The organism is Pseudomonas citronellolis (assembly GCF_900112375.1).
Taxonomy (GTDB): domain Bacteria; phylum Pseudomonadota; class Gammaproteobacteria; order Pseudomonadales; family Pseudomonadaceae; genus Pseudomonas; species Pseudomonas citronellolis.
Genome location: NZ_FOLS01000029.1, coordinates 58,865 through 73,252, shown reverse-complemented (window position 1 = coordinate 73,252; position 14,388 = coordinate 58,865). Strand labels below are relative to the sequence as shown.

The following is a 14,388-nucleotide window of genomic DNA, read 5'->3' as shown; positions in this document are numbered from 1 at the left end:
GGGGCAAGCCTTTTTGGTTCCTTTTGTGGCGTTTGACAAAAGGGACTCGCCCGAGGGGGCGAAACAAGAAACCTCCAAGCACTCGGAGCGGCGCGGTACACCAAGCCCCCAAGTCTCTGGGTTATTCCCCTTCGGGCCAGCGCAAGCGCTGTTCGCGATGGAGCCGCGTCCCGCGTTCGCGGGAATGACGGGGTGGGGTTAGGCGTGGAAGGATGGCGCCTGACCGACGCATCGCTCAGGACAGCCCCCTCTCCCGCTTGCGGGAGAGGGTTGGGGAGAGGGCGCTCTTACCCCCAACACCTCAGCCCCCCGGTAAACCCCGTTCGCGAGCAAGCTCGCTCCTACAGTCATGATGGCATTGGCGCACCGGCCCACGGCCCGTCAGTCCTTGCCGATAAGCGAACCCAGCGGCTTGGGCGCATAGAGCGCGCTCTGGAACTGCGGAACGTACTCGTACTTCAGCATCTTCCCGAGCTTCAGCGACTTGATGTAGCTGGAAAGCTCCCCCTCGCCGAGGATCAGCCGCGCCGAATCCCCGTCGCTGCTGGAGGCATGGCTGAGCTGGCGCGACACCGCGTAGCCATAGGTCAGCTCACCTTTCTGGTCGGTATTGGTGAAGCTGCTGGTCACCAGCTCGTCCTTCTGCGAAAGCTTGGCAAGCTTGGCCGCCTGGAACACCACATCCACCTTGCCCGTCCGGCTATCGACGATGTCGTAGGTCACCTTGTGCGCATCCTCCGTGACGTCGATGCCGGTCAGCCACTTCGGCAGGTTGTAGCCAACCACGCCGCGAACCCTCGCGAGCTCGGTGTTCACCGGGAGCTTGAGCACGTACCCCCAATAATCCTTGGACAGCGACTGGCCAACCAGCGTGAGGGGGCCGAGGTTCGAGCTGCCAGGCTTGTTGGTGATGATGGAAAGGGCGACTTCGTTGTAGCTGTCGTTGTCGCAGTAGTGATAGGAGTAGGCGGTGAATGCCACCAGGCCGCGCCCCGGCCAGACCTGCAGGGGCTGCACCTTTTCCAGGACCTTGGCGGGTATCAGCTCCCTGAGCTTGTCGATGTCCGCCGTGTAGACGGCGGTGACCCGGCTGTTCTTGTAGTAGAAGTTCGGCGAGTAGGATTCGAAGCCTATGTCCACCTTCGTCTTGGTCAGCCCCTTGAACCAGCTCAGGTCGACGTCCGGCGCCTCGGCGGCGATCACCGAGAGGGGCGGGTTCGAACGGTAGCGGTCGTACAACCCGCCTTTCACCACAGGCACTTCATGGCCGGCGATGTCGATCATCGTGCTTTCGGTCGCTGGAACCTCGGCCCATGCGGAGGCTGCAAGGGCATTGACGAAAAGTCCGGCTATCGCGGCAACACTTCCGAGTTTCACTGTTCACTCTCTCCAGGGTTAGGCGTGGGGCTTGCGGCACGCTGGCCAGCAGCTTGCCGGCGAACCCTAACCTTTAACTGAACTTCAAGGTCAAGCCCCTGCAATCCCGGGTTTTGAGTGGTTGGCACGGCATTCGAAAACCCTGCTTGACCTTGAAGTTGACTTCAAGGTTATGGTGCCGCAGTCGCCAATCCTGGAGCCTGTGATGACTGTGTTCACTGCGTTGACCCTGCCCAATGGGACCGTCATTCCCAACCGTCTCGCCAAAGCCGCCATGGAAGAAAACATGGCGGACAAAGACCATGCGCCCTCGGATGTACTGATCCGCCTCTATCGCATCTGGGCCGAAGGCGAGGTCGGCCTGATGATCACCGGCAACGTCATGATCGATCACCGCGCCATGACCGGGCCGGGCGGGGTGGTGCTGGAGTCCGAGCGCTTCGGCGAGCGCTTCCGGGCCTGGGCGCAAGCCGCCCGCTCCCACGGCGGGCAGGTGTGGATGCAGATCAACCATCCAGGCCGGCAGATGCCCGCGGCCCTGAAGCAGGACACCATCGCGCCCTCGGAAGTGCCCATGGACCTGGGCAACTTCTCCAAGCAGTTCATCCCGCCGCGGGCGATGACCGAGGCGGACATCGCTGACGTCAAGGCGCGCTTCGTCAGGACGGCCGTGCTCGCCGAGCGCTTCGGCTTCACCGGCGTGCAGATCCATGCCGCGCACGGCTACCTGATCAGCCAGTTCCTCTCGCCGATCACCAACAAGCGCACGGATCAGTGGGGCGGGGCGCTGGAGAACCGCGCCCGGCTGCTGCTCGACGTGGTCAGGGAAGTCCGCGCGGCGGTGGGCCCCGGGTTCGCCGTGTCGGTGAAGCTCAACTCGGCCGACTTCCAGCGCGGCGGGTTCAGCACGGACGATGCGAAGCAGGTCGTCGCGCTGCTCAACCCGCTGGGCGTGGACCTGATCGAGCTGTCCGGCGGCAGCTACGAAGCGCCGGCGATGCACGGCCAGGCCCGTGACGGCCGCACCCTGGCCCGGGAAGCCTACTTCCTGGAGTTCGCCAAGGACATCTCGTCCGTTGCAAAGATGCCGGTCATGGTCACCGGCGGCGTGCGCCGGCTGCCGGTGGCGGAGCAGGTCCTGGACAGCGGCATCGACATGGTCGGCATGGGCACCGCGCTGGCCATCGAACCCAACCTGCCCAGGGACTGGCGGGCGGGGCAGGCAAGCGCGCCCATGCTCAGGCCCATCACCTGGAAGAACAAGGTGCTGGCGTCGATCGGCTACATGGCGATGGTGAAGCACCAGTTGCGCCGCCTGAGCCTCGGCAAGCTGGCCAACCCGAATGTCGCGCCGGCGCTGGCGCTGCTGGAGCAGCAGTTGGATACGCAGGTTCGCACCTGGCGCTATCGGCGTTGGGTGAGGGGGCTTGCCGGCTGATCATTGGCGGGGAGGGTTGATGCCGTCTTCATCCAGGGGCGTTGGCGGGGCTCAGTATTCAACCGCGTATGAGGATCGTGCGGCATCCTGAATCTCGTTCATCAGGATGCGGCTGGCTTGGGTGATCGCCTTGGTCGGAGGCGTTATGGCGAGTAACGTCATTTCCGGGGGCGCCTCCGCGGTCTGGATGATCCGCAGGGAGCCGGCTCGAAGTTCTTCGCTGCAGGCTATCGCTGGCAGGCAGACGACCCCCAGGCCTGCGATTGCAGCTTCCCGAAGGGCCAGCAGGCTATCGGTGCTGAATGTCGCCCCTTTGCTCGTTCCCGAGGCGGCATCGCAAAGCAGCGGCAGGCTGGAAGCGGTTGCTGCCTGCCCATGGCCGATGTTCCCGGCCATGGCCGGCGCGGCCATATAGTGGGTGCGCAGGGTGGCCAGGTTGCGCGCTGCCAGCATCGTACTGTCGTGGGGAGGGACTGCCAGGCTGAGGCTGATATCGGTCATCTGGGCGATGGGGTCGTGTTCCGGCCCCAGGTCGAACAGGCCGATGTGGATGCGTGGTTGCTGCGCCAGGAACTTCGCCAGCAAGCGCACGAGCCAGCCTTGCAGGATGCCCGGCGCGGCCAGGCGCACGAAGCCGCTCGCGCTTTTCAATGCCGCCTGAGCGCTATGAGTGGCTGCTTCGGCCGCAGCCAGCATTTCCTGGGCGTGCCTGTAGACCCCTTCGCCAATGCTCGTCAGGGCGAATACACGGTTGCTGCGCTGGACCAGCTGAACGCCCATGCGCCGCTCCAGTTGCTGGAGACGCCGACTCATGGAGGACTTGGAGAGGCCCGATACACGTGCTGCAGCGCTGAAACCGCGCGCCTCCACCAGGCGGGCGAACCAATGCAACTCCAGGAGCAACCCAGGCCAGTCGCTGTCATCCTGCAACGTCAGGTTGCGGCCGATGGAACCTTCCTTCATACCTTTCCCTCATGGTATTGCGATATTTTATGGCGCGTTATCAACCATGAGTCTTTGCCCGGGCGGCGGATGCCTTTGCCGCGGCGCCCGGTCGAGGATACGAACGAGATGCACTAGGGGACGCGGCGGTACCATGCTTGGACGCAAACCAGTCACTACCGATAGGCCACACATCCTGCTGATCGACGACTCCCCCGAAGAGATCCGTCCCTTGCTGCACCTGCTGCATGCGCAGCCCTGGCGCATCTCCGTGGTGACCGAGGCCCAGCAGGGCTACCAGCGGGCCCTGGCGCTGCAGCCGGACCTGGTGCTGCTGGACGTGCGCATGCCGAAGATGAGCGGCTTCTCGGTGTGCCGGCTGCTCCGCGAGGCGCCGGCGACGCGGGACATCCCGGTGATCTTCCTGACCTCCGCGAACGACCTGGAGGAACGCCTGGAGGGCTTCAGCCTGGGCGGCGTGGACTACGTGCTCAAGCCGTTCGAGGCGGAGGAGGTGCTCGCCCGGGTGCGCCTGCACCTGCAACTCACCCGGCGGGCAGCGCCGGCCAGCGAAGAAGGCTCGCCGGCCTCGGGAGACGAGATTCTTCTGCGTGCGGTGCTGCGCTACATCGACGAGAACCTGGCGCAACTGCCGGGGCTGGCGGAGATCGCCAGGAGCGTGGGCACCCATGAGAAGCGCCTGTCGGCGATCTTTCGCCGGCACCTGGGCTGCACGGTCTTCGCCCACGTGCGCCAGGCGCGCCTGCGCAAGGCGCAGGAACTGCTGGCCGGCAGCCGCATGAGCGTGCAGGACATCGCCGATCTGGTGGGCTTCAGCAGCGCCTGCAACTTCACCACGGCGTTCCGCGAGCAGCAGGGCGTGACCCCCAGCGAATTCCGCCAGCAGGCCTTGGCCGGCTCCGGCCGCTAGCCGCTGGCGGCGGCCTCCGGCTGCGCCATAAAAAAGCCATCATTGTCCTTCGCCGCAAAATTTCCGTCCTGCCTGGCAAAAATCCGTCGTTTGGAGAGTGGGAATACTTCAGGGGCCAAATATCCGTCAGACCCGCTGCTGCAACGGATGCTAATTAGAACCCCCTGGAGTCTGTCCCTTGACGCATTTCCTGCATGCGGCTTCCGAGCGCTTCGGCCGCACCCTGCTGCCCATGGCCATCGCCCTGGCCATCGCCCTGGCCGGCACGCTGACCGTCCCCCAAGCGTTGGCCGAGAGCCTGCCCAGCGCCGGCCAGTTGCTCAACGAGCAGCAACGCACCCAACCCCCGCGACCGCAGTCCACCCAGCCGCCGGCGGGGCTCGAACTGCCGGTGGAAACCAGGCGCCCCGGTGACGCCGGCCTGCGCGTACGCCTGAGTGCGATCCGCTTCAGCGGCGACACCGACCTGGCCAGCGCGGAAAACCTGCAACAGCTGCTGCAACCGATGCTCGGCAAGACCCTCGACCATGCCGGCCTGCAGCAACTGGTGGACAGCCTCACGCGCTACCTGCGTGGCCGCGGCTATGTGCTGGCCAGGGCCTATCTGCCGCGCCAGGACCTGACCGAGGGCAACCTGGAGATCGCCCTGATCAAGGGGCGCCTGGAGTCCGGCGCCGCGCGCATCCAGGTCGGCGGCAACACCCGCAGCAGCCCGCGACGCCTGGCCGACATGGCCGGCGCGGCGCTGCCCGAAGGCAAGGTGCTGCAGGCCGAAGACCTCGAACGCGCGCTGCTGCTGATCAATGACCAGCCGGGCATCAGCGCCCACGCCGCGCTGGAGCGCGGTACGGAACCGGGCAGCAGCCGCCTGCTGATCGACGCCAGGCAGGGCCCGCTGGTCAGTGGCGCGGTGTCGCTCGACAACTATGGCAACCGCAGCACCGGAATCGCCCGGGCCAATGCCCAGCTCAGCCTCAATGACCCGCTGGCGATCGGCGACCAACTGAACCTGGGCGTCAGCAAGACCACCGGCAGCGACATCTTCGGCGCCGGGTACAGCCTGCCGCTGAACGCCTCCGGCCTGCGCCTGCAGCTGGGGACCTCGTACCTGCGCTACGACGTCGACCAGGACAAGTACCGCGTGCTGGACCTGCGCGGCACGGCCAGCACCGGCTCCATCGGCCTGAGCTACCCGCTGCTGCGTTCGCGCCTGCAGAACCTCTACCTCTCCGGCACCTACGAGCACAAGAACCTCAAGGACCGGGCCCTGGGCGCCAACCTGCGCGACCGCAGCCTGGACAACTTCACCTTCGCCCTGAACGGCAACCGCTTCGATAGCTTCGCCGGCGGCGGCGTCAGCGATGCCGGCGTGGCGCTCACCCTCGGCAAGCTGGACCTCTCGGGCAACCGCGACGACGCGTTCGCCGACAGCCGCAGCGCCAGGAGCGACGGCCACTTCGAGAAACTCGACCTGCGCCTGTCGCGCCTGCAGAGCCTGGGCGCGGGCAGCGACTGGAACCTGTACGCCGGGATGTCGGCGCAATGGTCGGACCAGAACCTCGACTCGGCGGAGAAGTTCCTGCTCGGCGGCCCCGCCGGCGTGCGCGCCTACCCGGTCGGCGAGGCAGCCGGCGACGAGGGCTGGCTGGGCACCCTGGAGCTGCGCCGCAACCTCCCCATCGGCCTGCCGAACGCCAAGCTGGAAGGCCTCGGCTTCTTCGACAGCGGGCGGGTCTGGCTGCACCAGGACACCTGGCCGGGCTCCACCGTCACCGCCACCGGGCGCAACCGCTACGACCTGAATGCCCTGGGCCTTGGCGCCAACCTCTGGGTCGGCCAATGGAGCCTGCACGCCGCCGTGGCCCGCACCCTGGGCGACAACCCCGGGCGCAGCCTTTCCGGCCAGGACGCCGACGGCCGCGCCAGCGACTGGCGCGGCTGGATCCAGGCCTCGCTGGCGTTCTGATCATCGCCCCACCGGGTATCGAAGAGACAAAGTAGGAGCACGCCATGAGCGCTTCGTTGAACCATGTATACCGTCTGGTCTGGAGCGACACCGCCCAGGCCTATGTCGCCGTTGCCGAAAACTCCACCGCCCGCGGCAAGCGCGGCGGGGTGGTCGGTATCCTTGCCGCCCTCGGCCTGCTCGGCGGTGGCATGGCCCAGGCCGCCGACCTTCCCACGGGCGGCAGCATAGTCGCCGGCGCCGGCAGCATCAGCCAGTCCGGCGCACAGATGACCATCCAGCAGAACAGCAACCGCCTGGTGACCAACTGGAACAGCTTCGACGTCGGCGCCGATGCCCGCGTGCAGTTCCAGCAGCCCGGCCGCGACAGCGTCGCGCTCAACCGGGTGGTCGGCGGCGGCAACGCCAGCCAGATCCTCGGCAAGCTCGACGCCAACGGCCAGGTCTGGCTGCTCAACCCCAACGGCGTGGTGATCGGCCAGGGTGCCCAGGTGAATGTCGGAGGCCTGGTGGCATCGTCGCTGAACATCAGCGACGCCGACTTCATGGCCGGCAAGACCCGCCTCGGCGGCGGCAGCGGCGCGGGCGCGGTGGTCAACCAGGGGAGCATCAAGACCGCCGATGGCGGCGTGGTCGCCCTGATCGGCCCGCAGGTGCGCAACAGCGGCAGCATCGAGACGCCCTCGGGCAGCAGCGTGCTGGCCGCAGGCGAGCAGGTCAGCCTGGATTTCACCGGCGACGGGCTGGTGAGCGTCAATGTCGACCGCGGCGTGCTCGACGCCCTGGTGCGCAACGACGGGCGCATCAGCGCCGACGGCGGCTCGGTGGTGCTCAGCGCCCGCTCGGCGGACGCGGCGATCAGCAGCGTGGTCAACAACTCCGGGGTGATCGAGGCCCATGGCCTGGTGGCGCGCAACGGCCGCATCCTCCTCGACGGCGATGGCGACAGCGGCCTGACCCAGGTGGCGGGAACCCTGGACGCGTCCTCCAGCCAGGGCGCGGGCGGTTCGCTGGTGGTCACCGGCAACCGCGTCGAGCTGGCCCAGGGCGCCCGGCTGGACGCCAGCGGCAGCAGCGGCGGTGGTGACATCAAGGTTGGCGGCGGCTGGCAGGGGCAGGACGCCAGCGTGCGCAATGCGCAGCAGGTGAGCGTGGCCAGTGGCGCGGAGCTGCGCGCCGACGCCACCGTGCAGGGCGACGGCGGCCAGGTGGTGGCCTGGTCCGACGGCGACAACAGCTTCGCCGGGAGCATCTCGGTTCGGGGCGGCGCGCAGGGCGGTGACGGTGGCAAGGCGGAAGTCTCGGGCAAGCAGACCCTGAGCTACGCCGGCGTGGCCGATGCACGCGCGGCCAAGGGCCGCACCGGCGACCTGCTGCTGGACCCGACCAACATCACCGTCTCCGGTGGCAGCGGCAGCAGCGGCAACTGGAGCAGCGGCAGCGGCAACGTCACGGTCTACGAACAGACCCTGGAGGCCCAGGGCGCCAACGTACTGATGACCGCCACCGGCGCCATCACCTTCGGCGACCTCACCCAGAACGGCGGCGACGGCACCATCAGCATGCAGGACAACGTCAGTCTGCGTGTGGAGGCGGGCAACAGCAGCAACAGCAACAGTTCCATCACCTTCGCCAACCCCAACAACACCATCGAGGTGTTCGGCACCGGCAGCCTGTACTTCCAGTCCGGCGGCACCGGCACCGGCAGCATCAGCAACGTCGCCAACCTGATCGCCCATGGCGCCGGCGACAACCCCGCGGTGAGCGCGCTGCCGGTCCACAACGTCAACTCCGCCGGCAGCGGCACGCCGGGGGCGGGCTCCATCACCCTGCTGGGCGCCGACGGCCTGACCATCGCCGGCGCGCTGACCACCAACGGCGGCTACGTGCGCCTGTCCAGCGACTCCGACACGGGCGGCAAGGGCGCGCTGACCATCAATACGCCGATCAGCACCAACGGCGGCAACCTCTACCTGTCCTTCGGCACCACCAACTATGCCGAAAGCATCGCCACGCTCAACAGCGACATCACCCTGGGCGCCGGCCGCCTCTACTTCGGCGACGCCATGGGCAGCCTGGGGATGGGCGGCTCCACCGGCGAGAAGCGCCTGGCCGGCAAGCTCAGCCTGAGCGGCGACGTCAACTTCAGCACGCCGCTGACCATGCTCGGCGGCGCCTCGATCTACACCGACGGCGACATCAACTTCACCAGCAACGTGAACCTGCAGACCGGCGACAAGGCCCTGACCCTGCGCGCGGAGAATATCGACTTCAGCCAGGCCACCCTGCAGAACATCAACACCGCGAGCATCGTCCTGGAGCCCTGGGACATCGGCACCGACATCGCCCTCGACGGCACCGACGGCATCGCCTCGGCCACCACCTTCACCCAGCTGACCGGCATCAGGAACCTGACCATCGGCCGCGCCGACGGTACCGGCACCACCACGGTGAACAGCAGCGGCTTCAGCTTCGACGCCAACAACAACCTGACCCTGCTCAACGGCAACCTGGTGGTCAACGGCGCCCTGGAGAATACCTCCAGCACCGGCCACGCCATCGTCAGCGCCGGCGTGGGCGACGTGCAGATCAACGGCGGCGGGAGCATTTCCGCCCATGGCAGCGGCGACGCGGTGGTCGCCGCTGCGGCGCGCAACTTCATCAACAACACCGGCGCCAACGCGCTGCTGACCAGCAACAGCAACGGCCGCTGGCTGACCTATTCCAGCGACCCGCGCGACGACCTGCGCGGCGGCCTGGACGTGGACTTCAAGCAGTACAACGCCAACTACGGCGACCCTTCGCTGGTGGTGGCGCAGAGCAGCGGCAACGGCCACCTGTACAGCGTGGCGCCGACCGTGGACGTAAAACTGGTGGGCACGGTGGAGAAGACCTACGACGGCAACGACAGCGCGGCGGCCGGCACCACCAACCTGTCGATGGCCAACTTCGACGTGAACACCGACCCGGCAGCGCCGGGAGCCACCAACGGCGCCATCGACGGCGACGACATCCAGCTGATCGTCAGCGGCTGGGGCTCGGCCCGCTACGACGACAAGAACGCCGGCAGCGGCAAGACCGTCACGGTGGACGGCGTGGCCCTGGGCACGGCGAGCAACCAGACGCTCAACGGTGGCAAGAGCGTGGCGGTCTACGGCTACCAGCTGTCGTCCGGCTCGGTGAGCGGCGACGTCGGCGTGGTCGACAAGAAGGTCCTGACCGCCACCGCCGACGTGGCCGACAAGGTCTACGACGGCAACACCAACGCCCAGCTGAGCAACCTGAGCCTGGTGGGTGTGGTGGCTGGCGACGAGGGCCAGGTAGCGAGCACGGGCTCCACCGGTAGCTTCGCTGACAAGAATGCCGGTAGCGACAAGTCGGTCACTGGCAGCGGCATCGGCCTGTCCGGCGCCGAGGCGGGCAACTACAGCTTCGACACCGCGGCCCAGATCGGTACCGCCGACATCGCCCGCAAGGTGCTGACCGCGACTGCCGATGTGGCCGACAAAGTGTATGACGGCAACACCAATGCCCAGCTGAGCAACGTGAATCTGGTGGGCGTGGTGGCTGGCGACGAAGGCCAGGTGGTGAGCACCGGCGTTACTGGCACCTTCTCCGACAAGAACGCCGGTAGCGACAAGTCGGTGAACGGTAGCGGCGTCGGGCTGAGCGGCGCCGAGGCGGGCAACTACAGCTTCGATACCGCAGCCCAGATCGGCACCGCTGACATCACCCGCAAGGTACTGACCGCGACGGCCGACGTGGCCGACAAAGTCTACGACGGCAATACCAACGCCCAGCTGAGCAATGTGAATCTGGTGGGTGTGGTGGCGGGCGACGAAGGCGAGGTGGCCGGTAGCGGCAGCGGCAGCTTCGTCGACAAGAACGCTGGCAGCGACAAGGCGGTGAGCGGCAGCGGCGTCATCCTGTCCGGTAGCGAGGCGGGCAACTATAGCTTCGATGGGACCGCGCAGATCGGCACGGCCGACATTGCCCGCAAGGCGCTGACCGCCACCGCTGACGTGGCGGACAAAGTGTATGACGGCAACACCAGTGCTCAACTGAGCAATGTGAGTCTGGTCGGTGTGGTGGCGGGTGACGAAGGCGAGGTGGTGAGCACCGGTGCCATCGGTAGCTTCGTCGACAAGAATGCCGGCAACGACAAGTCGGTAAGCGGCAGCGGTATCGGCCTGACCGGCGCCGAAGCCAACAACTACAGCTTCGACACCAGCGCCGCGATCGGCACGGCCGATATCACTCGCAAGGTTCTGACTGCGACGGCCGATGTGGCTGACAAGGTGTACGATGGCAACGCCAATGCCCAGCTGAACAATGTGAGCCTGGTGGGTGTGGTCGCAGGTGATGAAGGCCAGGTAGCGAGCACGGGGGCTATCGGTAGCTTCGCCGACAAGAACGCCGGCAGCGACAAGTCGGTGAGCGGCAGCGGCATCGGCCTGACTGGCGCCGAAGCCAATAACTACAGCTTCGATACTGCGGCCCAGGTCGGCACCGCCGACATCACCCGCAAAGTGCTGACGGCCACCGCCGATGTAGCCGACAAGGTCTACGACGGTAGCACCGACGCCCAGCTGAGCAATGTGAATCTGGTGGGCGTGATCGCGGGCGACGAGGGCGAAGTGGTGAGCACGGGCGTGACCGGCAGCTTCGCCGACAAGAACGCTGGTGCCGACAAGTCGGTCACTGGCAGCGGCATCGGCCTCTCCGGCACCGAGGCGGGCAACTACAGCTTCGACACCGCAGCGCAGATCGGCACGGCCGATATCACTCGCAAGATGCTGACCGCAACCGCCAACGTGGCCGACAAGGTGTACGACGGCAATACCGACGCCCAGCTGAGCGATATCGCCCTGGTCGGCGTGGTGGCCGGTGACGAAGGCAAGGTGGCCGGTAATGGCAGCGGCAGCTTCGTCGACAGGAACGCTGGCAACGACAAGTCGGTGAGCGGCAGCAATGTCGCCCTGTCCGGCGATGAAGCCAGCAACTACAGCTTCGATACCGGCGCCCGGATCGGCACCGCCGACATCACCCGCAAGGTGCTGACCGCGACGGCCGACGTGGCCGACAAGGTGTACGACGGCAACACCAACACCCAGCTGAGCAACGTCAACCTGGTGGGTGTGGTGGCTGGCGATGAAGGCCAGGTAGCGAGCACCGGCGTGACCGGCAGTTTCGCCGACAAGAACGCCGGCACCGACAAGTCGGTGAGCGGTAGCGGTATCGGCCTGACCGGCGCCGAGGCGGGCAACTACAGCTTCGACACCGCCGCCCAGATCGGCACCGCCGACATCGACCGCAAGGTACTGACCGCGACTGCCGACGTGGCCGACAAGGTGTACGACGGCAATACCAACGCCCAACTGAGCAATATCGGCCTGGTCGGCGTGGTTGCTGGTGACGAAGACAAGGTGGCCGGTAGCGGCAGCGGCAGCTTCGCCGACAAGAATGCCGGCAGCGACAAGTCGGTGAGCGGCAGTGGCGTTGCCCTGTCCGGCGACGAGGCGGGCAACTACAGCTTCGACACCACCGCCCAGATTGGCACGGCCGATATCACCCGCAAGGCGCTGACCGCGACGGCTGATGTGGCCGACAAGGTCTATGACGGCAGCACCGACGCCCAGCTGAGCAACGTCAATCTGGTCGGTGTGGTCGCCGGCGATGAAGGCCAAGTAGTGAGCACGGGCGTGACCGGCAGCTTCGCTGACAAGAATGCCGGCAACGACAAGTCGGTGAGCGGCAGCGGTATCGGCCTGACCGGTGCCGAAGCCAATAACTACAGCTTCGACACCGCCGCCCAGATTGGCACCGCCGACATCAACCGCAAGGTGCTGACCGCTACTGCCGACGTGACCGACAAGGTCTATGACGGCAACACCAATGCCCAACTGAGCAACGTGAACCTGGTAGGCGTGGTCGCGGGCGACGAGGGCGCAGTGGTGGGGACCGGCTCCACCGGCAGCTTCGCCGACAGGAACGCCGGCAACGACAAGGCGGTGAGTGGCAGTGGCATCGCCCTGTCCGGCTCCGAAGCGGGTAACTACAGCTTCGACACCACGGCCCAGATCGGCGCCGCCGACATCTCTCGCAAGGTACTGACCGGCACTGCCGATGTGGCCGACAAGGTGTACGACGGCACCACCAACGCGCAACTGGGCAATATCGGCCTGGTCGGCGTGGTCGCCGGTGACGAAGGCAAGGTGGCCGGTAGCGGCGCCGGCAGCTTCGCCGACAAGAACGCTGGCAGCGACAAGTCGGTGAGCGGCAGTGGCGTTGCCCTGTCCGGCGCCGAAGCAGGCAACTACAGCTTCGACACCACCGCCCGGATCGGCACCGCCGACATCACCCGCAAGGTGCTGACCGGCACGGCCGACGTGGCCGACAAGGTGTATGACGGCAATACCAACGCGCAACTGACCAACGTCGGCCTGGTGGGCGTGGTGGCCGGCGACGAGGGCAGGGTGGTTGGCATCGGCAGCACCGGCAGCTTCGTCGACAAGAACGCCGGCAACGACAAGTCGGTGAGCGGCAGCGGCATCAGCCTGGCCGGCGCCGAGGCGGGCAACTACAGCTTCGACACCGGCGCCACGGTTGGCACGGCCGATATCGCCCGGAAGACCCTGGGCGGCACCCTGCTGGTCGGCGACAAGACCTACGACGGCAGCACCCGGGCTCCGGTACAGGGCGTCGAGCTGAGCGGCGTGGTCGCCGGGGACGATGTCCGCGCCACGGCCAACGGGCTCTATGCCACGCCGTCGGCGGGGCAGGGCAAGGCGGTCAGCGCCGTCGACCTGCTTCTGGCGGGCGGCGACGCCGGCAACTACCGGATCGATCCGGCGCAACTGCAGGGTACCGGGAGCATCGAGGCGCCGCTGTACAACCCGGTGGGCCTGATCAACGAACCCAAGGGCGCGAACGCCACGGCGGTGGCCGTGGAGCAGCAGTCCCAGCGCGTGCAGGTGACGGCGCCGACCGACTCGCTGCCGCAGGCCAGCACCCAGCTGTTCAGCGACGCTTCCCGGCAGGCCGCGGCGCCAGCCGACATCCCTGTCGGCAGCGAACTGCTGCTGCAGGACGCGGTGCTCAGCGGCGGCGGTCGCCAGAGCCTGATGCTGGACGACGCGCCGGCAGAATTGGCGCAGGTCAACACCCTGGCGTTGTTCCGCGTGGATGTTGGCAGCGAGCCGTCCGGCAAGGGACTGTTCCGGGCCACCGACCTGGGCAACAGCATCACCCTGGAGCCCGTTAGCGCGGCACGGCAGCAGGCGCCTGACCTGGGGCAGGAGACTGGCCAGTGGGCCAGCGGCGCGGTGGCTCGTGCCAATGGCGAACTGCTTCCGCTCAAGGTGGCGCTGGTCAAGGACGGCACCTTGCGCGTGGCAGTGCGCGGCCTGGACGACGATGACTCGGACGAGGACCTGGCCAGCTTCGGCCTGGCGCTGGCCAAGCAGCGCCTCGGGGTGACGGTGCCGGGCGTGCGGGCGATAGTCATCGAGCGGGTCGCGGGCTCGGCCTGGCGAGGTTCGGCGAGCGGCATCCAACTGGTCTCTCGCTGACCTCCGTCGCCGGCCTCCCGGGCTGGGGACGATCCGGAGACACCTCGCTGCCGGCCATCGAGGGGTCTTCCCGTTCCCATCCGGCGCAACCACAGGTTGCGCCGGGCGGGACGGTCTCGCCAGCGGATTTGGGCTATCGTATGCGCCCCCGGTAACCCGCTCA

The 14,388-nt window shown here is 67.1% G+C and carries 6 protein-coding genes; 4 read left to right on the top strand and 2 right to left on the bottom strand.

The features are described 5' to 3' along the window. Window positions 1-381: 381 nt before the first annotated feature. Complete coding sequence (locus BM060_RS24295) at window positions 382-1,284, bottom strand: acetoacetate decarboxylase family protein (protein ID WP_245322997.1); 903 nt, start codon at window positions 1,282-1,284, stop codon at window positions 382-384. Between the two features lie 298 nt (window positions 1,285-1,582). Between BM060_RS24295 and BM060_RS24290 the strand changes: the two genes are divergently transcribed. Further along, window positions 1,583-2,815 (top strand): NADH:flavin oxidoreductase/NADH oxidase family protein, encoded by a 1,233-nt coding sequence (locus BM060_RS24290; RefSeq protein WP_074983830.1) that lies wholly within the window; start codon window positions 1,583-1,585, stop codon window positions 2,813-2,815. A gap of 51 nt (window positions 2,816-2,866) precedes the next feature. Here the strand turns inward: BM060_RS24290 and BM060_RS24285 are convergent, their stop codons facing one another. Beyond that, complete coding sequence (locus BM060_RS24285; protein ID WP_074983827.1) at window positions 2,867-3,778, bottom strand: LysR family transcriptional regulator; 912 nt, start codon at window positions 3,776-3,778, stop codon at window positions 2,867-2,869. A gap of 133 nt (window positions 3,779-3,911) precedes the next feature. Here BM060_RS24285 and BM060_RS24280 point away from each other — a divergent pair, with 133 nt between their 5' ends. The 3 genes from BM060_RS24280 (at window position 3,912) to BM060_RS24270 (ending at window position 14,225) form a co-directional block, all read left to right on the top strand. Continuing rightward, window positions 3,912-4,688, top strand: a complete 777-nt coding sequence (locus BM060_RS24280) for a response regulator transcription factor (RefSeq protein WP_074983824.1) — start codon at window positions 3,912-3,914, stop codon at window positions 4,686-4,688. A gap of 178 nt (window positions 4,689-4,866) precedes the next feature. Further along, window positions 4,867-6,654 carry a ShlB/FhaC/HecB family hemolysin secretion/activation protein gene (locus BM060_RS24275; RefSeq protein WP_245322996.1) on the top strand — a complete coding sequence of 596 codons (1,788 nt, stop codon included), beginning with the start codon at window positions 4,867-4,869 and terminating at the stop codon, window positions 6,652-6,654. Window positions 6,655-6,698: 44 nt separating this feature from the next. Beyond that, window positions 6,699-14,225 (top strand): YDG domain-containing protein, encoded by a 7,527-nt coding sequence (locus tag BM060_RS24270; protein ID WP_074983821.1) that lies wholly within the window; start codon window positions 6,699-6,701, stop codon window positions 14,223-14,225. Window positions 14,226-14,388 lie beyond the last annotated feature (163 nt).

Bases quoted from the DNA above. Each gene is read 5' to 3' on its own strand.
- BM060_RS24295 (WP_245322997.1), bottom strand. From the start codon at position 1,284: ATGATCGACATCGCCGGCCATGAAGTGCCTGTGGTGAAAGGCGGGTTG.
- BM060_RS24290 (WP_074983830.1), top strand. From the start codon at position 1,583: ATGACTGTGTTCACTGCGTTGACCCTGCCCAATGGGACCGTCATTCCC.
- BM060_RS24285 (WP_074983827.1), bottom strand. From the start codon at position 3,778: ATGAAGGAAGGTTCCATCGGCCGCAACCTGACGTTGCAGGATGACAGC.
- BM060_RS24280 (WP_074983824.1), top strand. From the start codon at position 3,912: ATGCTTGGACGCAAACCAGTCACTACCGATAGGCCACACATCCTGCTG.
- BM060_RS24270 (WP_074983821.1), top strand. From the start codon at position 6,699: ATGAGCGCTTCGTTGAACCATGTATACCGTCTGGTCTGGAGCGACACC.